Raw genomic sequence first — 25,574 nt, 5'->3', positions numbered from 1 at the left:
TTCCGAGGAGTGCGGCCTCGATCCTATCGATGTCCGCGATCGGAGCAATTGACTTTTTCCGAACCACCGCTTCGCCCACGCCGAAACCTTGGATGCGCGCGCTCTTCACCCAACTCGAATCACCGATTTCCGAAGCGTCAATTGGCATCGGATGTGATGCAGGTTACGGTCGTCTCGTTCGCCGCCGGAATTCCGCCGAACAATCCCATTACTTGACAGGAGTCCGCATTTCCATGGCTATTCAGGTGACAATCGACATGTCGGCTCGAGAGGGCCGATTCGATGATCTGCGCGAGTGGTTCGTCAAGAACCTGCCGGGCACCCGCAGCTTCCCCGGCAACATCAGCGTCGAGGTCGCGCGCAATCAGGATGACCCCGCCCACATCCTGTTCGTCGAGAAGTGGGACAAGCGTTCAGATTTCGAGGCCTACCTCGCGTGGCGCGACGAGTCCGGCGTGATCGCCGAACTCCTCGAGATGCTGGACGGCGAAATCACCTTCCGGTACCACGATTTCCTGGGCGTCTGACGACAACGATGACGATATTGGTAGGGTCCGGTTGAAGGCTTCTCGATCGGTTCCGACGGTGCCCTGACACCACTCCCCGGCTCACCGTTCAGGGCGCCCGCGGGATCCTTCCCGGGTTGGCGAAACTCAGAGACGACGAGCGCCACCTCTACGTCGCCGACTGCCTGCCCACTACGGTGACGACGAAAATCCATGTCTTCGACGTCAACGGCGACGGCACTCTGAGCCGCTCTGCGCTGGCCTCTGTCGATACCGGAACCATTTTCGGTGACGGACCGATCCTGGTGAAGACACCTGACCGATAGACGAAAGCCTCTGTCCCGCAAGGGATCACCCGTGCGGGATAGAGGCTTGTGTGTACGGTGACCGGGATCAGCCGGTCAGGCCCTTACCGAAGAACTCGTCGAGCTTGGCCACGGTGGGGGTGACGTACTGGTCGAGGTCGTAGAGGTCGACATGGCTGGCACCGTCGACCACGAACAGTTCCTTCGGCTCGGCGGCCTTGGCGACGGCCTCCTCGCTGAAGTAGGCGGTGTCGGCCTTGGAGCCGACGATCATCAGCAGCGGACGCGGGGAGATCATGGCGATCTTGGCGTAGGCATCGAACTGGGCGATGCGGTCGATGCTCTGCAACGGCCACTTGTTCTCCGAGCGCTCGTGCTGTCCGCGAGGGGTGCGGTAGTAGTCGTGGGCCTCGCGGAAGAGATCCGGAGCCTGCTCGAGGCCTTCCGCGCTCGGCGGCGCCCAGATCTGGTAGTTCGGTTCGGCACCTTCGGCCTCGGCGGTGCGCAGCGCACCGGCGGCGTCCAGCATCTCCTGCAGCACCGAGGGGTCCTGGGTGCGCCCGAGACCGTTGCTCAGGTAGTCGCCGATGTCGAGACCGCTCACGGTCGCGACGGCCTTGATGCGGTGGTCGGTCTGCGCGGCGAAGGGCACGTAGCCGCCGGAGGCGCAGATGCCGAGGGCACCGATGCGGGCGGGGTCGATGTCGTCGCGGGTGGTAAGGAAGGTGACCGCGGACTTGACATCCTCGCTGCGCTGGAAGGGGTCTTCCAGGAAGCGCGGCTCGCCTTCGCTCTCGCCCTGGTAGGCGGCGTCGAACACGAGCGCGGCGTATCCCTTGTCGGCCAGACGCTGGGCGTAGACGCTGGCGGTCTGCTCCTTGACACCACCGCCGGGGTGCGACACCACCACGGCGGGCAGACGCTCGCCGCCGCGGTTTTCGGGGGTGAACAGGATGCCCGCCAGGCGCAAGCCGTTGCTCGGGAAGGTGACGCTTGTGCGCATCAGGCACGATCCTTTCGATGAGATCTGTTCCGGCTCGAAGCCGATGCAACAACCTTCTCTCCGGCAGAGGCGACCGACAATGGGAAAGATTCTTCCCAGGAACCCTCGAACCTGGTAAGAACTCCTGTTCGCAGGCGATCCACAGCGATTCGACCATCGCGAATTCCCGCTTCGGAACATGTCACTGGGTTCGAGCAGTTCAGCGACCTACGATGAGGACAGCCGGTGACCGGGCCTCGGGTTCTCCCGGCACGATTCACGATCGCTGCCGGTGAGCTGCCCCGGCCGTGTTCCCCCATCACGAAAAGAGACGAACATGACCGGACCGCTCGACGGCGTGCGCATCCTCGATCTGACCTCGAACTTCATGGGCCCGTTCGCGACCTTGCTGCTGGCCGACATGGGCGCCGATGTCGTGAAGATCGAGTCGACGGTCGGCGACACCACCCGTGGTGTCGGTCCACGCCGCAATCCCGGCATGGGCGCGATCTTCTTGCACCTCAATCGCAACAAGCGCAGCGTGGTGCTCGATCTCAAGTCCGCCGACGGCAATGCCGCGCTCCAGCGCATGTCGGCCTCGGCGGATGTGCTGCTCTACAGTCTGCGGCCGAAGTCGATGGCACGCCTCGGCTTGGCCTACGAGCAGGTCCGTGAACGCAATCCACGCCTGATCTATTGCGGCGCTTTCGGTTTCGGACAGAACGGCCCCTACGCCGACCGGCCCGCCTACGACGACCTGATCCAGGCCGCCGTCGGCATGCCGGTCCTGCAGAGCCGCAAAACCGGTGAGCCGACCTATATCGCCACCGCGATCGCCGACCGCGTCGTCGGCATGGCCGCGGCCAACGCCATCACCACCGCCCTCTACCGCCGTGAGCGCTCGGGACGCGGCCAGGAGGTGCAGGTCCCGATGTTCGAGACATTTGCCCAGTTCGCCATGGGTGACCACCTCTACGGTCACACCTTCATCCCGTCGATCGGCACCTCCGGCTACGCCCGGATGATGAACGCCGACCGCCGCCCGTACCGCACCCGCGACGGCTACCTCGGCGTCAACGTCTACAACGACAAGCACTGGCACCGATTCTTCGTCCTGGCAGGCAGGCCCGAGATGGCCCAGGACCCCCGTTTCGCCGATATCGGCGGTCGCACCGAGAACATCGGGCTGCTCTACCGCTTCCTCGCCGAAGTTCTCGAAACCAAAACGACGGCGGAGTGGGTGCAGATCCTGGCCGAAGCGGACATCCCCGCCATCGAGATGAATACTCCTGAAACGCTTCTCGACGATCCACACATGAAGGATGTCGGATTCTTCATCCAGGAGGAACACCCGACCGAAGGTCTGCTGCGGTCGCTGGGTATCCCACAACAGTGGAGCGAAGACGCCCCTGCATTGCGGTACCCCGCACCAAGGCTCGGCGAACATTCGGTACAGGTCCTCAGCGAGTACGGGTTCGGGGAAGACGAGATCGAGCATTTGGTGTCGACCGGTGCGGCGTACACGCCGGAGACCCTCCGGATCTGACCGAATGAGCTGTCGACCTGATCGACGACAGCGTCGAGCGAGTTTCAGACGCCCGCGAAGGATCGACTGAACGACTGTCCCGCCGACACCCGGTTGCGCATTCCCACCAGCCGGGCGGATTCGTAGCGCGCCAGGCCTTCTTCGACCTCGACGCCGTCGAGCGCCTCGGCCAGCGCCGCCGCGTCCGCTACCGCCTCTTCGAATCCCGCACCGGTCATGGGTGTTTGGGCGTGCGCGGCGTCACCGAGCACACCGATGCGGCCGTTGACCACCCGCTGCGGCAAATACTCGGTGATCGGCGTGGCCACCACCTCCCTCGCCTGGAACGCTTCGACAACTCCCGTACGCCAGGGCTCCGACCACCGTTTTTCGGCGGTGCGCACCATGTCGTCGTACACCTCGGCGGGGATCGCGTCCACGCGCGGCGTGTGCTTGACCTCCGTGCCCTCGATCGCCCCGATCCGCTGGAACAGCGACGTGTGGTGCGGATCGAACCAGCCCCACCCGTAGCGAGTGACGCCCCCGTCGCGGTCGATCAGTGGGTACACGGCCAGCATGTCGTCCTCGCCGGAGAAGAAGTCGGGGCCGCCTGCCCGGTCGAGGTAGGACTCGGGCAGTTCGGATTGGCCGAGCCACACGACGTAGCCCGCGTAGTCGGCGACGGGGCGTGCCTGATCCACCCAGCGGCGCACCACGCTGCGATACCCGTCCGCCCCGAGAAGGACGTCGCCGGTCCACGTGGAGCCGTCCGCTTCCCTGGCCCAGGCGGTGCTGTCGTCCTGTCCGACCTCGACGATGTGCACGTTCTCGACCACCGTGACGAGCGGTTCCGCATCAGCGGCGGCACGTAGCGCCGAGTACACGTCCCACCAGGAATGCGGGTACACGGCCTGGCGCATCGAGGCGGGACCGAGCGCCGTGCCGACGATCTCGCGCGCATGCCGACCGAGCGCCCGGCGCAGACCGGCACCCGATACCAGAATCGCCACACCACGTTGGGTGCGTCCGGATGTCCGCTCGAGCACGGTCACCGCTGTACCGCGAGCCGCCAACGCGAGCGCCGTTGTCAACCCACCCAGTGAGCCACCGACGATCAATGCCGCCGCGTGCCGCGACGTCTGCCCGGAACTGTTCGTAGAAATGACGGTCTCCTCGATTCACGCCGCGCGACCCTTCCCCGAGATGCGGTAGGTGCGTTCGGCCCACAGCACTCGGCCGTGCTGCTGTCCGACTCGATGGTGACACCCGCCGATCACCCGTTGCAGGGGAGGAATTGCTCCTAGGAAGACCGCGAACCCGGTTCCTGACCGGCGTCACCGCGGTGACGTCCAAGTCGCGCAGCACGTGGGCTGGGCGGAAATCCGCCCAGCCCACGTCATTTCGGCACGCAGTAGTCAGCCGATCGCACCCTGTTCTCGAAGAGTGGTGAGTTCGTCCGGGCTGAAACCCCAGTCCCCCAGCACCTCGTCGGTGTGCTCACCGGGTTCGGCAGGCGGTCGCTGGATCGCACCGGGTGTGCGGCTGAAACGCGGTGCCGGAGCGGGCTGGACGACTCCCTCGACCTCGACGAAGGTGCCGCGGGCCCGCAGGTGTGGGTTGCTCGGTGCCTCGGTGAGCGAGAGTACCGGAGTCAGGCAGGCTTCCTGGCCGGCTGCGAGAGCACACCATTCGTCGCGGGTTCTGGTGCGGAACACGGCAGCGAATCTTTCCCGCATCGCGGGCCATTGCGCTCTGTCGTGCTGGCCGGGCAGCTCCGCTTCGTCGATCCCCATGATCCGCAGCATATTGCGCCAGAAGCGGGATTCGTTGGCGCCCACACTGATCCAGCCGCCATCAGCGGTTTCGTAGACGTTGTACCAGGGTGCGCCCGAGTCGAGCCGGTTCACGCCGCGCTCGTCGCTCCAGTAACCGGCGGCGAACAGGCCGTAGAACAGCGTCATGAGCGAGGCCGAGCCGTCGACCATGGCAGCGTCGACGACTTGCCCTCGGCCGGACGAACGACTCTCCAGCAGCGCGGAGACCACCCCTAGCGCCAGGTACAGCGATCCACCGCCGAAGTCACCCGCCAGATTGAGCGGGATGACGGGCGGTTCACCCGCGCGGCCGACCGCATGCAGCACGCCGGTCAGCGAGATGTAGTTGAGGTCGTGTCCGGGGTCACGCGCGAGCGGCCCGTGCTGGCCCCACCCGGTCATCCGGCCGTATACCAGAGCCGGATTCACGGCCATACATTCCTCGGGGCCGAGGCCGAGTTTCTCCGCGACCCCGGGCCGAAACCCCTCGAGCACCACATGAGCCGCGCCGACGAGCCGCAGCACGGCCTCGACCGCAGCGGGCTTCTTCAGGTCGAACACAGCGCTGCGCCTGCCCCGATTGAGCAGGTTGAACTTCGCATCTACCGATGCACCGCCGTCGTAGCCCGGCGGCCGGTCCAACCGGATGACATCGGCGCCCAGGTCCGACAGCAGCATCGCGGCGAAGGGGGTCGGTCCGACCCCGCCGAGTTCGACGATGCGAATGCCCGTCAGCGGGCCGCTGCGCTCAGCCATCGCTGTTGCCGTCGGTGCCGCGTCGCTGTCCGAGAACACCGTGCAACCGGTCGTCGGCGCCGCCGATATTCTGCGCGGCAGGCAAGGGGGGCGGTCGTTTGCCGTCGAACGACAGCGGCAGTCCGACGACCCCGATCTCGTCCCCGGTGGGCGCACCGATGATGCCGAGCGCCTTGGTCTGTTCGTGGGCCACCATCTCGGCAGTCGTCTGCACCGGCGCGACGGGAACACCGAAGTCCTGCAACCGTTTCTGCCAGTGCTCGCGTGGGTGCTGCGCCAGCCGGTCTGCGATCGAACGGTCGATCTCGGCGCGGTTGGCCAGCCGAGCGGTGTTCGTCGCGAACCGGTCGTCGCTCGCCCATTCGGGTCGGTCCAGCGCCTGGCTCAGGCGAGCGAACAGTCCGTCGTTGCCGCAGCTGATGATCAGATCACCGTCGGCGGCCGAGTAGGCGCGGTGCGGGACGATGAACGCGACTCCCGAGCCGTGGCGTTCACCGGGGGCGCCGTCGGCGTTGTAGCCCGCGACGCCGATCGACATCCATGCGATCGCTGTTTCCAGCAGCGAGGCGTTCACCGCGGCACCGTCCAGTTTGGTTCGGCGCCGATGGAGTGCGGCGAGGATGCCGATGGCCGCCCACATTCCGGTGCCGAAGTCGATGATCGACACTCCCGCGCGGACCGGTGGGCCGTCGTGTTCGCCGGTGATGCTCATGATGCCGGAGAACGCCTGCATCAGTGGGTCGTAGCCGGGCAGGCTGTTCATCGGCCCGGTGTGCCCGAACGCGCCGACCTCGCAATGCACGAGTTCGGGTTTGGTGACCCGGAGGCTTTCGGCGTCCAGACCGTACTTCGCCGCGGAGCCGGGTCGCAGATTGTGCAGGAACACGTCGGCGCGTTCGGCGATCAATTGGTGCAGCAGCGCGAGCTGCTCGCGGTCCTTGATGTCGATACTGATGGACTGTTTGCCTCGGTTGAGCGCGTGGAATGCCGCGCCGCTGCCTTTCCACATGCTCGGACCCCACCCGCGCGACGAATCACCGGTCGGTCGTTCGACTTTCCATACCTCGGCCCCGAGTTCGGCCAGGATCTTGCCGGTGAACGGCGCGGAGGCGCTGTCACCGAGTTCGACCACGACGATTCCGGACAGCGGAAGTTCGCTCTGCTGGTTCATGACGTACCTCTATCCGGGCTTCGCGGCGGTGAAGACGGGGATGGTCCGAGCACCGCGTTCGACGAACCGGACGGTGACGTCCTGATCGATCGCGATGGCCGCGGGGTCACCTTCGATCTGGGCGAAGAGCATGTAGCCCTCGGCCATCTGCACGAACCCGACAGTGTAGGGCGTGATCGATGCCCATACCGGCGTCGGGCCACGCATCACCGTGCTGAAGGAGTAGACCGTGCCGCGCCCGGTCGACTCCTCCCAGTTCAGTGCGGACGAAGCGCAGTAGGGGCAGTACGAATGTGCGGGCCAGACGGCTTCGACACAGTTGGCGCAGCGTTGAAAGGTCAGGCGCCGCTCGTCCAGCGCCGCCCAGTAGGGTGCGGCATCGAGCAACTGGTACGGCTGCGGCCAGTCGCTGTGTGTGGTCTCGCTCATGTTCTTCTCCGATTCCGCTCAGGCCGCCAGCACCAGGACGCTGCCCGCCGCCAGCATGCCGCCCGCTCCTTGGACCAGCGCGGTCTCCGGCTTGCGGGTGGGCGCCAGCCCCAGCGCCTGCCCGCGCAGCTGGCGCACGGTCTCGACGATGGTGTCCATGTTGCAGGAGATGCCGGGCTGGCCGAAGGACAGCCAGCCACCGTTGGTGTCGGTGGGTAGGTCGCCGTCGATGCCGGTGCGGCCCTCGCGATAGACGTCGATGCCGCGGCCCTTCTTCGCGAAGCCCAAGTCCTCCATGAGGATCGGGCCCATGTGCGCGAAGTTCACCGACATCTGCACCATGTCGATATCGGAGGGGCCGAGCCCGGCCATCGCATAGGCCTGCCGCGCTGCCTCGATCGTGGCGGTATGGGTCAGGTTGGGCAGGGTGCCGAAGTCGGCGAATTTGCATGTGCGCATGTTCATCCGGTCCGACAGGTACTCGTGCGTGGTGGCCGACCCGTACCCGTGCAGGTAGACCGGCTTCTGCTGGGGACGCACATTGTCGGCCGCGGTGACGACCAGCGCGCCGCCGGTACCACCACCCCAGGTCGAACACATCCACCGGCGCAGCGGCGTCGCCACATACGGCGAGGCGAGCACGGTGGCGACATCGATCTCGCCGTGCTTGGCCTTGGCCGCGTGCGGATGATGGGCACCCCAGCGCTGATCGGCGACGGCGACCTCGGCCAGATCGGCTTCGGTGATGTCGAATTCGTGGAAGTATCGGCGCGCGGCCTGGGCGTAGAGGGACGGGATCGTCGGTCCGTACATCACTTCGAACTGTGGATCCGCGTCTGCCTCCGCGCCCATGGCCACCGCGTCGACGAACAACTCCGTCGCATCGCTCTGCAGGCAGAGCACGTACTCGGCCTTGCCCGCGGCGATCATCTGCGATGCCTGCGCGAGCGTGGCGGTGAGTCCGGCGCCGTGCAAGGTGAGCTCGCTGGTGAACGTCAGCGGCATCTGCATGTGCGAGGCGAAGATGTTGTTCCACTGCGAGCGCTTGTCGGCCCACGGCGAGCGTCCGGTGAACAGGGCGTCCACCTGGTTCTTCGTGATCCCCGCGTCGGCGAGCGCTGCGACGGTGGCCTCGACGGCCAGTTGCAGCGGGTCCTTACGATCGGCGCGGGTGGCATAGGCGTCGCCCATGCCGACGATCGCTGCGACGGGTTGTGCGGTCATCGGATCAGCCCCGCACCTTTTCGGTCGGCAGCGAGGCGCCGACGAGGGCTTCGAGATCCTCGCGCTTGCGCAGCATGAGCAGGCTCCACTCGCTGCGCTGGACCACGTCGCCGTGCTGGTTGAGCGCCTTCATCAGGAAGGTGATGACGCCGAACTTCTCGTCCTTGTCCTTCTTGGCGATCACCTCTGCGGTGACGTAGATCGTGTCGTTGATGAGCACCGGCTTGAGGTAGCGCAGGTTGTCGATGCCGTAGTTCGCCTGGATCGACGGGCCGAACTGGATCAGGCCGGTCATCAGGGAGTAGGTCAGCGACCCCTGTACCAGGCGCTCACCGAAACGGGTCTGCGCGGCGTAGTGGACGTTGGAGTGGATCTCGATCCAGTTGCCCGTCAGCGCACAGTAATTCACCACGTCGGCCTCGGTGATGGTGCGTCCGCCGGAGCGGAAGACGGTGCCGACCTCGATCTCGTCGAGCGGCATGTCGATGCGGTTGTTGATGGTGGCCATCGAAGTTCTCCTCGAAAGTTCTTGCGGAAGGGTGGATTACAGGCGCATCGACTTGGCGATGATGGTGCGCTGGATCTGCGAGGTGCCGCCGCCGATGGTGGACTGCACGCTCTCGCGCAGGTAGCGCTCCATATCGGCCTCGGGCAGGTTGGCGTAGCCGCCGAGGATCTGCATGCCGTCGAGGGCGCACTGTTTGAGCGTCTCGGAGCCGTAGAGCTTGGCCATCGAGGTCTCGCGGGCGGCGGGCAGACCGGCGGCCTTCATCTTGGCGGCGCGGTAGCAGAGCAGGCGCGCGGCGTCGACGCGGGTCTGGTTCTCGGCGAGCATGTGCTTGAGCACCTGGAATTCGTAGATGGGCTTGCCGAACTGGATCCGCTCGTGGGCGTACTTGTTGGCCGCGCGCACCGCTTCCTGGGCGTTGCCCACGTAGGCGGCGGCGACGGCACAGCGCTCGAGTTCGAGGTGGTCGGTGATGATCTTCCAGCCCTGGCCGACCTGGCCGAGCAATGCATCGGCGGGGACGCGAACCTCGTCGAGGAAGATCTCGGTGGTGCCGGTGGCGTGGCGCGACAGCGTCGGCAGCTTGCGGATGTCCAGGCCGGGAGTGTCGTTGGGGATCAACAGGACCGACAGGCCGCCGTGCTTGTCGTCGGCGTCGGTGCGCACCAGCATCGCGATGACGGTGTCCTTGGCCGCCGCACCCGAGCACCACAGCTTCTGCCCGGTGACGATCCAGTCACCGTTCTCGTCGCGACGCGCGCGGGTCTTGGTGTTGGAGGCGTCCGAGCCGGCGTCGGGCTCGGAGATCGAGACCGAGAAGCGGATCTGCCCGTCGATGAACGGCTTGACGTAGCGCGCCTTCTGCTCGTCGGTGCCGTATTTGAGAATGTTCATCGCGGTGAAGGTGGGGACCAGCACCGAGCAGGCGAAGTCGAAACCGAACTTGCCGAGGCCTTCGGCCATCAGCGAGTAGTCGAAGATGTCGCCGCCGGAGCCGCCGTCTGCCTCGTCGATGAGGATGCCGAGCCAGCCCTGGGCGGCGATCTTCTCGTAGGCCTCGTACGGGTACTCCCGGCCGCTGTCGCACTTGCGCACATATTCGACGGTGATCTCGTTGTCCATGAATTTGTTCACGGTGTCGAGCCAGTCGGCCTGCGCATCGTCCAGGAAGTTCGAATTCATTCTTTGTGCTCCGTATGCGATGAGTTCGGATGAATTGTTCGCCGAGAAGTACGTTAATTCCGCTCGGCCGATGCGCCAAGTGATGATCTTCGAATCGCCTTTTCGACAGCTCCGAATCCCGGTCAGGACATCGTGCCAGTCAGAAAACCAGCAGGTCAGCGCGTCCAGCGCTAAACATCTCAAGGCTGAGCGTCGGACCGGAAGTTAGCAAGTGAAAAATACCGAATCGGTGATTCGAAGACGGCGAATTGAATAGCGGTAAAGGCCGAACTATGGTCGGGAAGAATCGTCACCGGACCATGACGGTAGCGCGACGACGTTGCAACGGCCATTCGGGAGTCATCATGAGAAGTGTTCCTTTCTCGGCGCGGTACTGGAGTGCTGTCGAGACCTTGTCGGCGCAGGAGGCGCGCCGAGTGCAGGACGAGCGGCTCCGCGAGCAGCTCACCTACCTGGCCGCGCACAGCGCCTTCTATCAGGCGAAGTTCGCCGAACACGGCGTCGACGTCGACAGCATCGAAACCGTCGACGACCTGGCCGGTCTGCCGTTCACCGAGAAGCAGGAACTGCGCGACAGCCTCGCCTCCGCCCCACCGCTTGGCACGCACGTCGCCGCGTCCGATGCCGACATCGTGCAGATTCAGGCGTCGTCGGGGACCACGGGCTCACCGTCGTATGTCGGTCTGACGGAAAGCGACATCCGCACCTGGAGTGAGCTGGGCGCACGTGCCCTCTACGCCAACGGATTCCGGCCCGGCGATCGCCTGCTGCACGGCTTCGGCATGAGCAAAGGCTTCGTCGGTGGTCTGCCGGTCGTGCAGATCCTGCAGTACATGGGCATCGTGGACATCCCGATCGGCGCGGAAGCGGGCGCCGAACGGCTGCTGCGCGTGCAGGCCGATCAGCGTCCCAACGCCCTGATCGGCACCCCCTACTTCCTCACCCACCTGGCCGAGCAGGCACCGCAGATCGTCGGTCGCGCCGCCGCCGAACTGGGCGTGCGCGCGATCAGTGTGGGTGGCGAACCCGGCGGTGGGCTGCCCGCGGTGCGCGAGAAGCTCGAATCGCTCTGGGGCGCCACGGCACGGGAAATGCTGGGCGGCACCGACATCGCGTGCACCTACTGGGGCGAGTGTGAGGTCGGCGACGGCATGCACTTCCTGTCACCGGATCTGATGATCGCCGAACTCATCGACCCCGAGACCGGCGACCAGGTGGCGCCCGTCGAGGGCGCCAGCGGTGAACTCGTTTACACGGCGTTGCGGCGCCAGGCCTCTCCCCTGCTGCGCTTCCGCACCCGTGACCATGTGGTTGTCACCGGCACCGATTGTGCTTGCGGCCGAACGGGTTACAAGGTGCGCTGCGTCGGGCGGACGGATGACATGTTGATCGTGCGTGGCATCAACCTGTTCCCGTCCGCGGTCAAGGAGCTGGTCATGGAACTGGCGCCCGCGACGACCGGGGAGATGCGCATCCGCGCCGACTTCGAGGGCCACTCCACCCAACGCCCACTACCCTTGGTGGTGGAGTACGCATTGCACCTGACAACCGAACAGCGCGACGACCTGCGCGCCACCATCGAAGGCCGGGTGCGCTCGGCGCTCAACGTGAAGACGACAGTCGAGCTCGTGCCCGACGGCACCCTGAAGCGGCCCGACCATGTCAAGGTCGCACTCATCGAGCGGGTGCCGACTGCCTGAATGCGTGATATCAAATATTCTCCGCATGGAATCGCACTATGATCGGAGTCACCGGTCCGGCCCGACAGCGGAGGTGAGATGGGCACGCTCAACCGGTTGCACCTGATCAGGCAGGTCGACCTGTTCACTTTGCGCCTGTTCCTCTCCGCGATCGAAGAACAGCAGATCGGCCTGGCCGCGATCCGCGAGAACATCGCCGCGTCCACCGCGACCAAACGCATTCAGGTGCTCGAGAACATCGCGGGCGTCAAACTGCTGGAGCGGACCCCGAAAGGGGTGGTGCCGAGCCCGGCCGGGGCGATCCTGGCCCGGCACGCCCGGATGATCTTCGACAGCCTCGACGACATGCGCACCGAATTCGCCTCGCTCACCGAGGGCGTGCAGGGCGAGTTGCGCATCGTTTCGGCCCGGTCGGTGATCGTGCCGTTCCTGGCTCGTGAGCTGGGCGAGTTCAGCCGCGAATACCCGCTGGTCGACCTGGTGGTGCACGAGGTGGAGAACGCCGATATCGTGCAGGAGGTGGCGCGCGGTGAGGCCGACCTCGGCGTCTTCGTCTCGGCGTATGGCCTGGATCTGGACGGCGTGGAGGTGACACCGTACCGGCGCGACCGCATCGTCGCTGTTGTTCCCCTGGAGCACCCGCTCAGCGGGCAATCGAGCGTGACGATCCGGGACCTGCTGCCCGAGAACCTGATCGCGCCGCGCGCACTGGTCGGTGCGCTGCGCGCCGCAGCGCACCGAATCGGTGAGGAATACACCCCGAAGCACGTGCTACGCAGCGGCGGTGCCGCCATCAGCCTGGTCCATGCCGGGCTCGGCGTCACCGTGCAACCGGAATGCCTGGTCGGCCACGAATGGACCGGCCGCGTCGCCGTGCTGGAACTCGCCGAACCCTGGGCGGAACGACGGATCCATCTCGCCACTGCCCGCGGTCGCGAATTCAGCCCGGCCGCAAAGGTTCTCATCGAACAGCTGCTGACCCGCCCGATCGATGGGGACGAACCGACGCCGGGCCGGTGAGTCGGGCCGGGAAGGCTCGCCGACCCGACTCACCGTGCGGACGGTCCGTCAGAGATGTTTGGTGAAGAAGGGCACGAGGCGGTCCAGCGCCTGCGATACCGCTTCGGGCTGGTCGTAGAGGTCGTAGTGCGTCACGCCCTCCAAGACGACGAGTTCCTTGTCCTTGGACGCGGCGCGCTGGTAGAGCTCGAACGCGTCGCGGTAGGCGCCGAACGCGCCGGGCTTGTCGCCGACGACGAGGCACAACGGCTGGGTGAGCAGGATCTCCGCGCGGGTGTAGGCATCCCATCCGACGAGGCGTGCCTGCCGGGAGAACAGAAAGCTGGTGCGGCCATTGGGTTTACGCCCGCGGTCGGTCTTGTAGTACTCGGTTGCCTCGACCAGGTCGACATCCGTCAGACCCGCCTGCTCGGCCGCTTCCGGGGACGGTGGCAACAGATCGTTGACCTGCTCGTCCTTGCCGCGAGCCTCGGCGGTGCGCTGCGCGGCCATCGCCTGGAGCGCGCCGAGCGGGTCGTACTCGGTGAAGCCCTCGAGCATTCGCCGCCCGACATTCGCGCCCGTCACCGTGCCGAGGGCTTTGATGCGTCGTTCGGTCATGGTGGCGCTGACGGCGTAGCCACCGCCACCGCAGATGGCCAGTACACCGATCCGGTTCTCGTCCACCCAGGGCTGGGTGACCAGATAGTCGATGACGTAGCTGAAGTCCTCCGCACGGAACCCGGGGTCCTCGATCAGGCGCGGTTCGCCCCCGCTGTCACCTTGGAAGCTCGCGTCGAAGGCGATCGCCACGAATCCCCGCTCGGCCAGCGCGGTGGCGTAGATATTGCCCGAGGTCTGTTCTTTACAGCTGCCGGTCGGGTGGGCACTGATGATCGTGGTGTATTTCCGTCCGGCGTCGAATCCCGGCGGATAGTAGATATCTGCCGCGAGGTCCCAAGCCAGGGCCTTGATACGAACGTGTTCGATGTTGTCGGTTGTCATGAGCTTCCTCTCTCGTCAGGTGGGATTCGTGGATCTGTCCGCGACTGGCGTCGGTTGTTAGGCAACGGACCGCGCGCGGGCGGCCCATCGTGTTCCCAGCCCGCCTACCGCGCCCGCCAAGAGCAGGCGGCGCGCGGTGGGATGGGTCGCCAGCCAGGTGTAGGGGCTGAACGGCAGCGCTTGTTTTCCGAAGTCCCCTTGGACGCGTGCGTCCCCGCTCGGCTCGTAGAGATTGCCGTCGGTGTCGGTCGCCGCGTCCTTGGTTTGTTCCATCGGAATCCCGAACTTGGCCAGCACGACATCGGCCACTCGCGGGGTGAGGTGCTGCGTCAGCTTCATGAGCTTGGCCGCGCCGCCCGCGTAGAGATCGCGGACCGGGTGGGTGGCGGCGAACAGGACGCACTCGGCGACCACCGCCGGGTCGTAGAACGGCGGGGCGCCCTTCGGCTTCACGTCCATCTTGTTGCGGCCGTTGTCGAAGAACGGCGTATTGATAGCGGCCGGTTTGATACTGGTGACCGAAATCGGTGTACCCGAGGCTTGCAGTTCCCGCCGCAGAGCGTCGAGCATTCCTTCGACGGCGTGCTTGGACGCGGCGTAGGCGCTGTTGAGCGGCATGGAGATCACCGTCTCACCCGACCCCACCGACACCAGCGCACCGCCGCCTGCCCGGCGCAGGTGCGGCAGCGCCACTTGGAAGCCGTGCACCTGTCCCATGAAGTTGACTTCCATCAACCGACGGAACTCCTCGGGTGTGGTGTGTTCGAAGTCCGCGTAGACCACCACGGCCGCGACAGCGACCCAGGTATCGATACGACCGAACTTCGCGACGGCCGCCTCGGCGACGGACTCGACCTGAGCCCGGTCGCTCACATCGCAGACGACATACACCGCCTCCCCACCGCCGTCCTCGATCTCACGCACCAGCGTCGACAGCCCCGCTTCGTTGCGCGCCGCCACCACCACCTTCGTCCCTGCGGCGGCAAGCCGAAGCGCGGTCTCTCGACCGATACCGCTCGATCCGCCGGCAACGACGGCAACCTGCTGCTCGAGTGGTCGAAGCTTGATCCTTGACATCCGTGATCCCTTCAGTTCGGCGTTCAGCGAGAATTACGCATTATGCTTAGCTGAGGCCACGGTGCGCCTACCCGATTCGGCGACGCCGAATCAGCGGGCCGAGAATTTCCGCAGCGGCCTCCCGAACGGTGCACAGGACGGCGTCGGCCTCTTCACACAGATACCGAGCCCGCCGTGCGAGCTCGCAGCGTCGCGGCGCTGGTGATCTCCGAACCTCCTGCTCGCAGCTCGGACCAGTCCGTGGGATCGTGGCTGATCCACACGGTGGTTCCGGGTTGGGTGGAGAGCAGTTTGATCTTCTGCAGCGAGTTGTTCTTGCTCGGCCGGTCGACGTCGAACGGCATGCCGATGGTCAGGTCGACGTTGTCCCATTTGTGCGCGGCGTCGCTGGTGAGGACGAGTGTGCTCTCGTCGGGCATGCGCAACTTCAGGCCGAGGGTGCCGGGGGTGTGCCCGTGCAAGGAGAGGAGGGTGACGCTGCCGTCGCCGAACAGGTCGTGATCGTATCCGGCGGGCACCTCGTTCCAGGCGATCTTCTGGGCGGCCGCGATGTCCTCCTCCCGGAAGAAGGCGGCGTCGAGGTTCGACGGGGTCTTGGCGTACCGCAGCTCGCCCGCGCCGATGAATCCCTGTGCGTGCGGGAAAAGGTCGAGCCCACCGGTGTGATCGAAGTGCATGTGCGACAACACGATCCGACGGACGTCGCGGGTGGTGTAGCCGATGGCCTCGATCTGCCGGTCGAGCCGGTAGTGTGCGGGGAAATCGATCTGGAACGCTGCGGCCATTTCGCCGTAGGCGGCAGCGGGATCGCCGGCGCCGGTGGTCGCCAGGCCCGCGTCGAACACCATCAGCCCCTCGTCGTGCTCGATGAGGAATGTGGGCGCGGGGATCGTCTCCTGCACGCCGCCCGAGCCGAGCATCAAGATGCCGCAGTCGACAGTGAGGCGAGGGGCGTCGAGCGCCCATACACGTCGGATCGTCTTTGTTGCTGCCATGGGGACTCCAATGTCTTGCAAGTGCGGCGCCGAGAATTCAGAAGACTTCTCAGCATTAAATATCGCGTGCGTTCACAGGTAGTGGATCGAAGGAGAGTCGAGTTGCCCCGACCGCCCGTGTGTGCCGTGGATCACAGGGTGGTGTGAATACTATCGTCAGATGCGTCGAGATTCAACAGATGACTAGATTTATGGCGTCACCTGCATCGATAGTTCACAATGCAGCCCCCGTGCAGGTTGCCCCGAGCGCGGCAGCATGGCGCGGTGGGCTAGCGATCCGGCGCACATCCGAGAGATCTCCTCGCAGGACCGTTCGACGAAAATGCATTATGTTTCATGCATCTTCTCGTATCCTGCTGCTGGGAAAAGCTCCTGCGGTCCCCTCCCCGATGGCCCCGGTGCCCCCATTCCGCACCGCCACTCCCCCCACACCCGTCGCCGGCCCCGACAGCCCGCGACGGCGCCCCGAGGAGCAGCGTTCCTTCGCGCAGAACAAGAGAGATCCGATGAATTCACAAAAGTCCTGGGTAGCCACGATCGGCATGCGCCCCAATCAAATAGCTGTCGTCCTGTTCTGCGCGTTCCTGAACATGCTCGACGGATACGACGTCCTGGTGATGGGCTTCGCGATGCCGTACCTCCCGGAGGGATTCGCGTCCAACGCCCAGAAGGGATACCTGGTCAGCGCCGCCCTGGCAGGCATGGCCGTCGGCGCGATCGGGCTCGCCCGCTTCGCCGACGTCTACGGGCGTCGCAAAGTTCTGTTGATCGGTTTGGCGGTCAACACGATCGGACTGGCGACCTCGGCCCTGTCGACCAACTTCGAGACGTTGTTGCTCACCCGGTTCGTCACCGGTATCGCCATCGGCACGATCAGCGTGGTGATCATCGTGCTCGGCCAGGAGAGCGCGCCGGCGAATCGGCGCAGTATCGCGCTGGGTGTGGTCATGATCGGTTATCCGCTCGGTACGATGCTGGCCGGTTTCGCCGGAGCCGGGCTGCTCACGTGGGTCGGTGGCGCGTGGCAGGGCATGTTCTGGATCGGCGCGGCCTTCGGTGCCGTCTCTCTGGTCGTCACGGCGGTCTTCCTCCGTGAATCCGACGAGTTCCTCCAGCGCAAGGCCACCGGCGAGCCGACGCGACACGGGGCCACCATCGCCGAAACCCGGCTGTTGGGCCAGACGCTGCGGACGCGGACGATCCTGCTGGCCGGTGGCTATTCGATGCTGACGGCCGCTTACTACTTCGTCGGCACCTGGACTCCGCAGTTGATCAAGAACGCCAGCGGGGATGCAGGCAGCGGTGCGATGGCAGGCATCATGATCGGCTTGGGCGCGGTCATCGGTGGCACCCTTTTCGGTGCGGTCGGCCTGAAATTCGCCGGCGCGCGGATCGCCGCCGTCACCTCGCTGGTGGCAGCGGTCGCGATCGCCGTGTTCGCGGTGACACTGCGCGGCCCCATCGCCTTGACCATGGCGGCCGTGCTCGGCGCGGCGGTCTTCGCGGCGCTCACCGGATACACCGCGACGTCCACCGCCGTCTATCCGGTGCTCGCTCGGGCCAAGGGTTACGGCGTGATGATGGGAGTCGGCCGGGCCGGTGCGATTCTGTCGCCGATCGTCGCCGGCTACGCGTCGAGCGTGCTGACGCCGCGCTCGATGTACCTCGCGGTCATCGTTCCCCTGACGATCGCCGCGCTCGTCGCGCTGGTCCTGATGCGGGTACGTCCGCCGAGTGAACCCGAGCCCGCGACGCAGACATCGCGAGCGGCTGTTGCGGACTAGCGCCAGACAGGCCGATGAAACCCGCTAGCCGCCATCGGCCACAAACATCCTGATCAGAGTCTGCGACACCTGGTCGGCGAATTCTTCGACCCCGAGATCACTGCCGGGCTTGAACCATTCGCCGATCAGGGCCAGCCCACCCAGGGCGAGATTCAATGTCACGTGCAGGCGATCGGCCGGGATAGCCTGTGGTGCGGTGACGAGCTCGTCGACCACTCGGCGGAAGATCGCGGTCTGCTCGCGCCGCAGCTCGTCGCGCCGCTGTTCGAGCGAGTCGACCGGAACCTGCACCTTGAGGAAGAGCGGAATGAACTCCGGGTATTCCACCAGCGTGATGACAGCTTCCTCGCGGAACATCGCGCGGAGCCGGTCCAACGGCGCCCCTACCGACTCGGCGATCACCCGCAGTCGGGGAAACACCTCGGCGGCCGCGTGCTCCATACAGCGCAGGAAGAGTTCTTCCTTCGAGGGGAAGTAGTAGTAGAGGCTGGAGCCGCGCATGTCCAGCGCCGCCCCGATGGCCTCGAAATTCGTTGCCTCGTAACCATATTCGGCGAACAAGCGTGCCGCGGTGTGTTCGATCAGCCGAACGCGATCGGCACGCTTTCGCATCGCCCGCGTCGTGGGTTCGGCACTGTGGACCGAATCGCTATCTGCGCTTGGCGCACCCATCGTCATCCTCCCTGTCGAACTCCGTGCGCCTGAGGCCATGGCCGTCCCGACACCGCGGCGATTCTAACGAACCCGAAGCCCCGTCCCGGGAAGCCGCTCACGCAGCCGGAACAGCAGTAGCCCCGCCCGTGCCCGCGCCGTCCGGTCCCGGGTCACCCGGGAGCCCGGCAACCCATTGCACTTCAACAACCTTATATATATTCTACAGCCGAATAGAATTTCTGCCAGGGCGCGAGAACAGCCCGGCCGCAGCCTGGGCAGAACACAGATCGTCGACTGAAGGTGGAATAGTGAAAATCTCCGGAGTGGAGGTCGCCCATGCCGATGATGTGCTGGTGGGCGGCGCACTCGGTCCCGCCATGGGCGACAGTTGGACCGTCATCGCGCCTGCCACCGGTGAGCCCGTCGCCGTTGTCCGACAGCCCTCCGTAGCCGACGCGATCGCGGCCGTCGACGCCGCCGACGCCGCGCGCGAGACCTGGGCCCGCACTCCCCTGCCCGAACGGATGGCCGCGACGGCTCGCTGGTTCGACCTCGTCGACGCGCGATCGAACGAACTGGACGTGGTGTGGGCCGTCGAAGCGGGGATGCCGCTGCGTCATGGGCGCGCACTGCACCGGTTCGGCACCACGGCGGCATGGCGGTCCGCGCTCGACAAAGCCGAGGAGATGTTGAGCGAACAGCATCGGCCGTCCGAGCTGGGGCAGGTGCTGTTGCGCCGGGAACCGGTGGGCGTGGTGGTGGCGATCCTGCCCTACAACGGGCCCGTCGTCACGATCGCGTCCAAAGTGGTGCCCGCCCTGCTGGCCGGCTGTCCCGTCGTCGTCAAGGGCGCGCCCGAATCGCATCTGACGATGGCGCTGGTCGCCGAGTGCGCGGTGAGCGCGGGCTTCCCGCCAGGCGTGGTCAACATCGTCTGCGGTCCGGTGGAGATCGGTAAGGCATTGACTCGTGATCCCAGGGTCGACCTGGTGTCACTGACCGGCGGGCATGTCGCCGCCCAGGACGTGCTGGCCGCGACCCACGACCGCTATGCCCGGACCCAGCTCGAACTCGGCGGCAAGTCGCCCGCGCTGATCCTCGACGACGCGCCGCTCGACCGGGCGCTGCGGGCCTTGGTTCCCGGCGCGACGAACGGCGCGGGCCAGGTGTGCGCGCTGCTGTCGCGGATCCTGGTGTCCGAGCGCAGACACGACGAACTGATCGACAAGCTCCGGACAGGCTGGGAGCGCTTGACCATCGGCGATCCGCTCGACCCGAGAACCCATCTCGGTCCGTTGATCAACGAGGCCGCGCGGCACCGCACCGAGGGCTTTGTCGCCGAAGCCACGGCCGACGGTGCGCAGCTGGTCACCGGCGGCAAACGGCCACCGCACCTCGATGCCGGGTGGTTCTACGAGCCGACCTTGTTCACCCACGTGTCCGAGGACTCCGCGCTGGTCCAGCGCGAAGTGTTCGGCCCGGTGACCGCGGTGCAGGTGTACCGCGATCTCGACGACGCCGTTCGCCTGGCCAATGCGACCGTCTTCGGATTGTCGGGTGCGGTGTTCACCGCCGACACCGACCTCGGCGTCGAGGTGGCGCGTCGGATCCGGGCCGGCGCGGTCGCCGTCAACACCTTCGGTCCCGTGATGAGCGCGCCGTTCGGCGGTGTCGGCGCGTCCGGATGGGGCCGGGAATCGGGCCCAGAGGGAATCCTCGGGTTCACCGAGCTCCAACAGATTCTCGTCGGGTCGTGAAGTCATGGATCGAGCGACTTCGACCGAAAGGCAACCCATGGGACCGTTGACCGGACTCAAGATCATCGAGCTGGCCGGGCTCGGGCCGGGGCCGTGGTGCGGGATGCTGCTCAGCGACCTCGGCGCCGAGGTCCTGCGCGTCGACCGACCGGATGCCGTCGGTGCCCTGCGCACCGACCTGGGCGCGAGCAACGGCCGTCAACCGGCCTTCGTCAACGATCGCGGACGACGATCGGTGGCCATCGATCTCAAACACCCCGACGGCGTGAAAACCGTTCTGCGCCTGGTCGAACAGGCCGACGCCCTCATCGAGGGCAACCGGCCGGGTGTCACCGAACGACTGGGCGTGGGGCCGCAGGCATGCTGGGCGCGCAATCCCCGCCTGGTCTACGGCCGGGCGACGGGGTGGGGTCAGGACGGACCGCTCAGTCAGACGGCCGGACACGATCTCAACTATCTGTCCCTGACCGGCCTGCTCGCCGCGATGGGCCCGCGCGGTGGCGCCCCTGCGATCCCGCTCAACCTGCTCGGCGACTACGCCGGCGGTGGCCTGATGCTGGCCATGGGGCTGCTGTCGGCGCTGTGGGAGGCTCGCGGCAGCGGACGCGGACAGGTGGTCGACGCCGCGATGGTCGACGGCATCGCACTGCTCGGCGGCGTCTTCTACGGCCAACGTCAGGCAGGGATGCTCGAGCTCGAGCGCGGTACGAACATGCTCGACGGCGGCGCACCGTTCTACCGCGTGTACGAAACCGCCGACGGTGGATGGATGGCGGTCGGCGCCATCGAGTCCAAGTTCTTCGCCGAACTCCTCGACGTCCTCGGACTGGAGCCCGAACTCGCCGATACCCAATGGGATCGCGCGGGCTGGACGTCGATGCGTGACCGGTTCGCGGAGGTGTTCTTCTCCCGCACCCGCGCGCAATGGGAAACCGCCTTCGCCGGGCGGGAAGCCTGCACCACACCGGTTCTCGACCTCGACGAAGCGCTGAAGCACGAGCATGCCCTGGCACGACACAGTTTCGTCCCGGTCGACGGTGTGCTGCAGCCCGCGCCTGCGCCGCGGTTCAGCCGTACTCCCGGCCGGGTCCAAGGTCCGTCGGTACCGGCGGGGACGAATACCACTGGCGCACTCCTCGACTGGGGTTTCGATCCACCCGAGCTCGACGCCCTCCGTGCCGCGGGCGCGGTCCACTGAGAGACAAGGAACAACGAATGAGTCACTGCCGCCTCACTCGCCGGAGCATCCGATGGGGATGAGCCTGAACTACATCACCGACGCCATCGCCGCGCAGATGCCCGCCGTCGATCCGAACCGGCCCGCGGTGGCCCTCGGTGACGAGCCCGCGTTGAGCTGGCTCGAACTGCGCGCCGCCGAGCTGCGCTACGCGCGCGCGCTGCAACAGGCAGGGGTGCGCAAAGGTGACCGGGTGGGTCTGCTGCTGCGCAACTGCACCGATTACATCGCCCTCTATCTGGCCATCGGTCGGGTCGGCGCGATCGCGGTACGCCTCAACTGGCGGCTCACCGCACCGGAATTGCTTTTCGCGCTCGATGATTCCGATCCCGGCGTGCTCGTGTTCGATCCCGAATTCGGCGCCACATTGGCCGGTATCCGCGACGACATCGCGGTGACAACCTATGTCGCGCGAAGCGATTCCGGTTCCCTCGATGGAGCTGTCGCACTTGCCGAATTCGCCGCCGAGGACTCCGATGCCAGTGGTTTCCCGGTCGTGAGCGCCGAAGACCCGGTGTCGCTGATGTATTCATCGGGCACCACCGGACGACCCAAGGGCGCGTTGTTCTCCCACGGCAACGCCCTGTGGATCGGATCGATCCAGGCGCAACGCTGGCGCATCGGCAGCGACACCGTGAGCCAGACCAGTGGGCCGCTGTTCCACGCGGGCGGCTTCGAGGTCCTGTTGCTGCCGGCGCTGACCTCCCACGGCACCGCCATCACCTTCCCGTCGGGCAACTTCACGCTCGAGAACTTCCTGGACGTCGCCGACCGGCACGGTGCCACCGATGTTTTGCTCTACCCCTTCATGCTGTTCGATCTGCTGCGTGGCGACGAGGACATCGTCGAACGCGTACCGCAGACGCTGCGGCGCATCGTCACCGGCGGTGACATCGTGATGCCGTGGGTCTATGACGAACTCGAAAACCGCCTTCCCGGTGTCGAACTGGTGCAGTCCTACAGTCTCACCGAAGGCGGCGCGGTCAGCACCAGCCTCGAGTTCGATCAGGCCAGAGGCCACGAGAGCAGTATCGGCACCCCACAGGCCATGACCGAGATCAAGGTCGTCCGACCGGACGGCTCACGCACCGCTGTCGGCGAGGTCGGTGAGATCTGTGTGCGCAGCGGCGGTGTGAGCATCGGCTACTGGAACCGGCCCGACGCCGACCGCGCCACCTTCATCGATGGCTGGTGCCACTCCGGTGACCTCGGCAGCGTCGATGCCGAGGGCTTTCTGACCATCGCCGGACGGGCCAAGGACATGTACCGCAGCGGCGGTGAGAACGTCTACCCCGCCGAGATCGAGATGGTGCTCACCGGACACCGCGATGTCGCCGACGCCGCCGTGATCGGCGTGCCGGATCAGCGTTACGTCGAAGTGGGTGCCGCACTCGTCGTCGCGACCGAAGGCAGCTGCATCGACACCGAGGAACTGCGCGGCTGGCTCGGTGAACGTCTCGCCAAATACAAAGTGCCCAAACACTTCTACGTCGTCGGCGAATTGCCACGTAACGCCAACGGCAAGGTCCTCAAGAACGTGCTGCGCGACACCTACGCACAGCCCATGACAACGGAGACGAACACATGACACGAGCAGCGCTGTTCGAACAGGCTGGTGCGCCACTGCGGCTGGCCGAGATCGAGGTCGCGTCACCCGGTCCCGGCGAGGTGGTCGTCGATGTCGCCGCCACCGGTGTCTGCCATTCCGACGTGGGGGTGTTCTCCGGGAAGCTCCCCGCACCCGTGCCATTGGTGCTCGGCCACGAGGGTGCCGGTGTCGTCGCCGAGGTCGGGGCGGGCGTGGACGATCTGGCCGTCGGCGATCATGTCGTGTTGTCGTGGCTCGCGAATTGCGGCACCTGCTACTACTGTCAGCGCGCCGAACAGCACCTGTGCGGCCGCCCGCGAACCATGCTCGGCGCCCACACGCTGCCCGACGGCAGCACCCGGATGAGTCTCGACGGCACACCGGTGCGCCAGTTCTGCGGGCTCGGCACATTCTCCCAACGCACCGTCGTGCCTGCTGGCGCGGCCATCCGGATCTCCGACCGGGTGCCGATCGCCTCCGCTGCCCTGCTCGGATGTGGCGTGCTCACCGGATTCGGCGCCGCAGTCAAGACGGGCGGCGTCCGGGTAGGCGACGCCGTCGCGGTCATCGGTTGCGGTGGGGTCGGCTTGAACGCAGTACAGGGTGCCCGGATCGCAGGCGCCACCACCATCATCGCCATCGATGTCCACACCGACCGGCTCGCACTCGCCACCCGACTCGGTGCGACCCACACCCTCACCGCAGGCCCGGACGTCGTCAAACAGGTGCAGCGGCTCACCGGCCGCCGCGGTGCCGACGTCGTGATCGAAGTCGCGGGACGCCAGGAGACCGTCGATCAGGCGGTGGCGATGGCCCGGCGCGGTGGCACCGCGGTTCTCGTCGGCGCGGGGCCCGGTGTGGGCGTGGTCGAAGTGTTCAACAATGTGGTCATGTCCGGCAAGACGGTCAAGGGCTGCCTCTACGGCTCTGCCTATGTCAAGCGCGACATCCCACAGTTGGTCGAGCTCTACGAACGCGGCGCGTTGCTGCTGGACGAATTGGTCACCGAGACATTCGGTTTCGACGACATCGCCAAGGCGGTGGACTACTGCGTCGGGGAGAACGGCGCCCGAGCGGTCGTCCTCTCTTGAAGGTCGCGGTCGGAGCGCGACCGGTTCCGCGATACGCGCGCCCACCGGCGTGCCGACAAGCGGCTCCGGACCGCACCGATCGGTATGCTGACACTTCGCTGGGCACCGCTGGAGAACAGCTACGGAGGAAGCCATGAGCGCACCGCGTCTTCCGCTCGCACGCGCGGTGTCGCCGCTCGAACTGTTCTTCGACCTGGTCTTCGTCCTGGCGTTGGGCCAGCTCACTCATCACCTGGTGTCGCATCTGAGCTGGCGGGGCGCGGCCGAGACGCTGGTCGCGTTGATCGCGGTGGTCGGTATCTGGACGTTCACCACGTTCGAGATCACCATGCTCGACGTCGAACGCAAGACCACCCAGATCATCACCGTGGTGGCGATGGCGTTCGGTCTGTTCGCCAACGCCGGAATCGCGCACGCGTTCGACGACAGTCCGTGGCTGTTCGTGGTGCCCATGTTGGCCGCGTTGATCGGGCCCTGCGTCTACGCCGCGGTGACCGCGCCCGGCGAAGCTCTGCGTGAGCACTTCCTGCGGGTGTTGGTGTGGTTCGCGGTCTCCACTCCCCTGTGGCTGATCGGCGCGGCGGTGGAACCCGAGAGCCGCCTGTGGTTCTGGGCAGCCGCGGCCGCGATCGACTTGATCGGCACGTGGGCGGCGCACCCGATCCCCGGGCGGCGGATCCATTCGCGCGAACTGGCCTTCGACGCCGAACACATCGTGGAGCGAATGCGGCTGTTCCTCATCATCATGCTCGGCGAGACCGTGTTGACGCTGGGCCGGGTCATCACCGAACACCATGCCGACGCCCTGGTGCTGACCATGGCTTTCGGCTGTTTCGTGGCGCTGGTGTGTCTGTGGCAGATGTACTTCGCGCGGGCCGAGCGTCAGGTGGTCCGGCACATCACGCGCACCGCCGACCCGATCGCCGCCGTGCATCTCGGGCTCAGCGCGATCTACGGGGTGGTGGCGGGGCTGGTGATGTTCGCCGCGGGCGCGGAAATGCTGCTCGGCCACGCCCACACGGCCCCCGCCGGTGTCGCGGGCGTGCTCGTCCTGACCGGCCCTGCTGTCTACCTGCTCTCGCAGGCCTTCTATTTCTACCGGGAGACGCGACGCGATTGGGCGCCGCGCGTGGTCGGCGCGGCTGTGCTGGTCGCGGCCTCGATCGTGGCCTACCACCTGCCGCCGTGGTCAGTGGTGGTGCTGCTCGTGCTCGGCCTCGGCGGCCTGGCCGTTCGACTGTCACGCTCGTCTGCGAGAACCACCTCCCCATGAATCACAGCCCCG

Annotated in this window: 23 protein-coding genes; 11 read left to right on the top strand and 12 right to left on the bottom strand. The window is 66.3% G+C overall.

The features are described 5' to 3' along the window. The first annotated feature begins 29 nt into the window (after positions 1 to 29). Positions 30 to 527: a putative quinol monooxygenase gene (locus NC7_RS28545; protein WP_084458471.1), complete on the top strand. Its 498-nt coding sequence runs from the start codon at positions 30 to 32 to the stop codon at positions 525 to 527. A gap of 116 nt (positions 528 to 643) precedes the next feature. Beyond that, positions 644 to 832: a hypothetical protein gene (locus tag NC7_RS13375; protein ID WP_067982821.1), complete on the top strand. Its 189-nt coding sequence runs from the start codon at positions 644 to 646 to the stop codon at positions 830 to 832. 67 nt (positions 833 to 899) lie between these two features. On the opposite strand, the gene NC7_RS13370 is transcribed toward NC7_RS13375, so the two are convergent. Next, entirely contained in the window at positions 900 to 1,814 is a 915-nt protein-coding gene (locus NC7_RS13370; protein ID WP_067982818.1) for an alpha/beta hydrolase, read from the bottom strand. 316 nt (positions 1,815 to 2,130) lie between these two features. Between NC7_RS13370 and NC7_RS13365 the strand changes: the two genes are divergently transcribed. Next, complete coding sequence (locus NC7_RS13365; protein ID WP_067982816.1) at positions 2,131 to 3,339, top strand: CaiB/BaiF CoA transferase family protein; 1,209 nt, start codon at positions 2,131 to 2,133, stop codon at positions 3,337 to 3,339. 44 nt (positions 3,340 to 3,383) lie between these two features. Here NC7_RS13365 and NC7_RS13360 read toward each other — a convergent pair whose 3' ends face one another. From NC7_RS13360 to NC7_RS13330, 7 genes are all read right to left on the bottom strand, one after another. Further along, positions 3,384 to 4,436, bottom strand: coding sequence for an FAD-dependent monooxygenase (locus NC7_RS13360; protein WP_328821109.1), 1,053 nt, complete (start codon positions 4,434 to 4,436; stop codon positions 3,384 to 3,386). A gap of 297 nt (positions 4,437 to 4,733) precedes the next feature. Further along, a complete protein-coding gene (locus tag NC7_RS13355; RefSeq protein ID WP_067982811.1) occupies positions 4,734 to 5,888 on the bottom strand; it encodes a CaiB/BaiF CoA transferase family protein in 1,155 nt (384 codons plus the stop codon). Next, on the bottom strand, positions 5,881 to 7,059 hold the full coding sequence (locus tag NC7_RS13350; protein WP_067982808.1) for a CaiB/BaiF CoA transferase family protein: 1,179 nt from the start codon (positions 7,057 to 7,059) through the stop codon (positions 5,881 to 5,883). Before NC7_RS13350 ends, NC7_RS13355 begins: the two co-directional genes overlap by 8 nt. Positions 7,060 to 7,068: 9 nt before the next feature. Then, positions 7,069 to 7,488, bottom strand: coding sequence for a Zn-ribbon domain-containing OB-fold protein (locus NC7_RS13345; protein ID WP_067982806.1), 420 nt, complete (start codon positions 7,486 to 7,488; stop codon positions 7,069 to 7,071). Positions 7,489 to 7,506: 18 nt separating this feature from the next. Beyond that, positions 7,507 to 8,712 (bottom strand): thiolase family protein, encoded by a 1,206-nt coding sequence (locus tag NC7_RS13340; protein ID WP_067982803.1) that lies wholly within the window; start codon positions 8,710 to 8,712, stop codon positions 7,507 to 7,509. Between the two features lie 4 nt (positions 8,713 to 8,716). After that, a complete protein-coding gene (locus tag NC7_RS13335; protein WP_067488624.1) occupies positions 8,717 to 9,220 on the bottom strand; it encodes a MaoC family dehydratase in 504 nt (167 codons plus the stop codon). 36 nt (positions 9,221 to 9,256) lie between these two features. Then, positions 9,257 to 10,402 carry an acyl-CoA dehydrogenase family protein gene (locus NC7_RS13330; protein ID WP_067982800.1) on the bottom strand — a complete coding sequence of 382 codons (1,146 nt, stop codon included), beginning with the start codon at positions 10,400 to 10,402 and terminating at the stop codon, positions 9,257 to 9,259. Positions 10,403 to 10,746: 344 nt separating this feature from the next. On the opposite strand from NC7_RS13330, the gene NC7_RS13325 reads away from it, so the two are divergent. Then, complete coding sequence (locus NC7_RS13325) at positions 10,747 to 12,102, top strand: phenylacetate--CoA ligase family protein (protein WP_067982797.1); 1,356 nt, start codon at positions 10,747 to 10,749, stop codon at positions 12,100 to 12,102. Positions 12,103 to 12,180: 78 nt separating this feature from the next. Continuing rightward, on the top strand, positions 12,181 to 13,122 hold the full coding sequence (locus NC7_RS13320) for a LysR family transcriptional regulator (protein WP_067982794.1): 942 nt from the start codon (positions 12,181 to 12,183) through the stop codon (positions 13,120 to 13,122). 48 nt (positions 13,123 to 13,170) lie between these two features. Here NC7_RS13320 and NC7_RS13315 read toward each other — a convergent pair whose 3' ends face one another. The 3 genes from NC7_RS13315 to NC7_RS13305 all read right to left on the bottom strand — a co-directional run bounded on the left by NC7_RS13315 (position 13,171) and on the right by NC7_RS13305 (position 16,178). Further along, complete coding sequence (locus NC7_RS13315; RefSeq protein ID WP_067982791.1) at positions 13,171 to 14,106, bottom strand: alpha/beta hydrolase; 936 nt, start codon at positions 14,104 to 14,106, stop codon at positions 13,171 to 13,173. A 57-nt stretch (positions 14,107 to 14,163) separates the two neighbouring features. Beyond that, a complete protein-coding gene (locus NC7_RS13310) occupies positions 14,164 to 15,183 on the bottom strand; it encodes an SDR family oxidoreductase (RefSeq protein WP_201449880.1) in 1,020 nt (339 codons plus the stop codon). 152 nt (positions 15,184 to 15,335) lie between these two features. After that, positions 15,336 to 16,178, bottom strand: a complete 843-nt coding sequence (locus NC7_RS13305; RefSeq protein WP_067982787.1) for an N-acyl homoserine lactonase family protein — start codon at positions 16,176 to 16,178, stop codon at positions 15,336 to 15,338. A 506-nt stretch (positions 16,179 to 16,684) separates the two neighbouring features. Between NC7_RS13305 and NC7_RS13300 the strand changes: the two genes are divergently transcribed. Then, entirely contained in the window at positions 16,685 to 17,962 is a 1,278-nt protein-coding gene (locus tag NC7_RS13300) for an MFS transporter (protein ID WP_067982784.1), read from the top strand. 24 nt (positions 17,963 to 17,986) lie between these two features. On the opposite strand, the gene NC7_RS13295 is transcribed toward NC7_RS13300, so the two are convergent. Further along, positions 17,987 to 18,640, bottom strand: a complete 654-nt coding sequence (locus NC7_RS13295) for a TetR/AcrR family transcriptional regulator (RefSeq protein ID WP_218017648.1) — start codon at positions 18,638 to 18,640, stop codon at positions 17,987 to 17,989. Positions 18,641 to 18,924: 284 nt separating this feature from the next. Between NC7_RS13295 and NC7_RS13290 the strand changes: the two genes are divergently transcribed. The 5 genes from NC7_RS13290 (at position 18,925) to NC7_RS13270 (ending at position 25,562) form a co-directional block, all read left to right on the top strand. Continuing rightward, on the top strand, positions 18,925 to 20,373 hold the full coding sequence (locus NC7_RS13290; protein WP_157101983.1) for an aldehyde dehydrogenase family protein: 1,449 nt from the start codon (positions 18,925 to 18,927) through the stop codon (positions 20,371 to 20,373). Between the two features lie 37 nt (positions 20,374 to 20,410). Continuing rightward, the gene (locus NC7_RS13285; protein ID WP_084458468.1) at positions 20,411 to 21,571 is read left to right on the top strand and encodes a CaiB/BaiF CoA transferase family protein; all 1,161 of its coding nucleotides are present in this window, start codon (positions 20,411 to 20,413) and stop codon (positions 21,569 to 21,571) included. A gap of 52 nt (positions 21,572 to 21,623) precedes the next feature. Beyond that, positions 21,624 to 23,198 (top strand): class I adenylate-forming enzyme family protein, encoded by a 1,575-nt coding sequence (locus NC7_RS13280; protein ID WP_084458467.1) that lies wholly within the window; start codon positions 21,624 to 21,626, stop codon positions 23,196 to 23,198. Next, positions 23,195 to 24,289, top strand: coding sequence for a Zn-dependent alcohol dehydrogenase (locus tag NC7_RS13275; protein ID WP_067982771.1), 1,095 nt, complete (start codon positions 23,195 to 23,197; stop codon positions 24,287 to 24,289). Before NC7_RS13280 ends, NC7_RS13275 begins: the two co-directional genes overlap by 4 nt. A gap of 133 nt (positions 24,290 to 24,422) precedes the next feature. Beyond that, positions 24,423 to 25,562, top strand: coding sequence for a low temperature requirement protein A (locus NC7_RS13270; RefSeq protein ID WP_067982768.1), 1,140 nt, complete (start codon positions 24,423 to 24,425; stop codon positions 25,560 to 25,562). Positions 25,563 to 25,574: the final 12 nt, after the last annotated feature.

The organism is Nocardia caishijiensis NBRC 108228 (assembly GCF_001612825.1).
GTDB lineage: Bacteria > Actinomycetota > Actinomycetes > Mycobacteriales > Mycobacteriaceae > Nocardia > Nocardia caishijiensis.
The sequence above is the reverse complement of the archived record's forward strand: the minus strand, read 5'-3'. Positions and strand labels throughout refer to the sequence as shown.

Coding starts and splice junctions, on each gene's coding strand:
- NC7_RS13270 (WP_067982768.1), top strand. CDS start 24,423: ATGAGCGCACCGCGTCTTCCGCTCGCACGCGCGGTGTCGCCGCTCGAA.
- NC7_RS13350 (WP_067982808.1), bottom strand. CDS start 7,059: ATGAACCAGCAGAGCGAACTTCCGCTGTCCGGAATCGTCGTGGTCGAA.
- NC7_RS13315 (WP_067982791.1), bottom strand. CDS start 14,106: ATGACAACCGACAACATCGAACACGTTCGTATCAAGGCCCTGGCTTGG.
- NC7_RS13370 (WP_067982818.1), bottom strand. CDS start 1,814: ATGCGCACAAGCGTCACCTTCCCGAGCAACGGCTTGCGCCTGGCGGGC.
- NC7_RS13325 (WP_067982797.1), top strand. CDS start 10,747: ATGAGAAGTGTTCCTTTCTCGGCGCGGTACTGGAGTGCTGTCGAGACC.
- NC7_RS13310 (WP_201449880.1), bottom strand. CDS start 15,183: ATGTCAAGGATCAAGCTTCGACCACTCGAGCAGCAGGTTGCCGTCGTT.
- NC7_RS13300 (WP_067982784.1), top strand. CDS start 16,685: ATGAATTCACAAAAGTCCTGGGTAGCCACGATCGGCATGCGCCCCAAT.
- NC7_RS13320 (WP_067982794.1), top strand. CDS start 12,181: ATGGGCACGCTCAACCGGTTGCACCTGATCAGGCAGGTCGACCTGTTC.
- NC7_RS28545 (WP_084458471.1), top strand. CDS start 30: ATGTCCGCGATCGGAGCAATTGACTTTTTCCGAACCACCGCTTCGCCC.
- NC7_RS13295 (WP_218017648.1), bottom strand. CDS start 18,640: ATGACGATGGGTGCGCCAAGCGCAGATAGCGATTCGGTCCACAGTGCC.
- NC7_RS13330 (WP_067982800.1), bottom strand. CDS start 10,402: ATGAATTCGAACTTCCTGGACGATGCGCAGGCCGACTGGCTCGACACC.
- NC7_RS13305 (WP_067982787.1), bottom strand. CDS start 16,178: ATGGCAGCAACAAAGACGATCCGACGTGTATGGGCGCTCGACGCCCCT.
- NC7_RS13365 (WP_067982816.1), top strand. CDS start 2,131: ATGACCGGACCGCTCGACGGCGTGCGCATCCTCGATCTGACCTCGAAC.
- NC7_RS13275 (WP_067982771.1), top strand. CDS start 23,195: ATGACACGAGCAGCGCTGTTCGAACAGGCTGGTGCGCCACTGCGGCTG.
- NC7_RS13285 (WP_084458468.1), top strand. CDS start 20,411: ATGGGACCGTTGACCGGACTCAAGATCATCGAGCTGGCCGGGCTCGGG.
- NC7_RS13335 (WP_067488624.1), bottom strand. CDS start 9,220: ATGGCCACCATCAACAACCGCATCGACATGCCGCTCGACGAGATCGAG.
- NC7_RS13355 (WP_067982811.1), bottom strand. CDS start 5,888: ATGGCTGAGCGCAGCGGCCCGCTGACGGGCATTCGCATCGTCGAACTC.
- NC7_RS13280 (WP_084458467.1), top strand. CDS start 21,624: ATGGGGATGAGCCTGAACTACATCACCGACGCCATCGCCGCGCAGATG.
- NC7_RS13345 (WP_067982806.1), bottom strand. CDS start 7,488: ATGAGCGAGACCACACACAGCGACTGGCCGCAGCCGTACCAGTTGCTC.
- NC7_RS13340 (WP_067982803.1), bottom strand. CDS start 8,712: ATGACCGCACAACCCGTCGCAGCGATCGTCGGCATGGGCGACGCCTAT.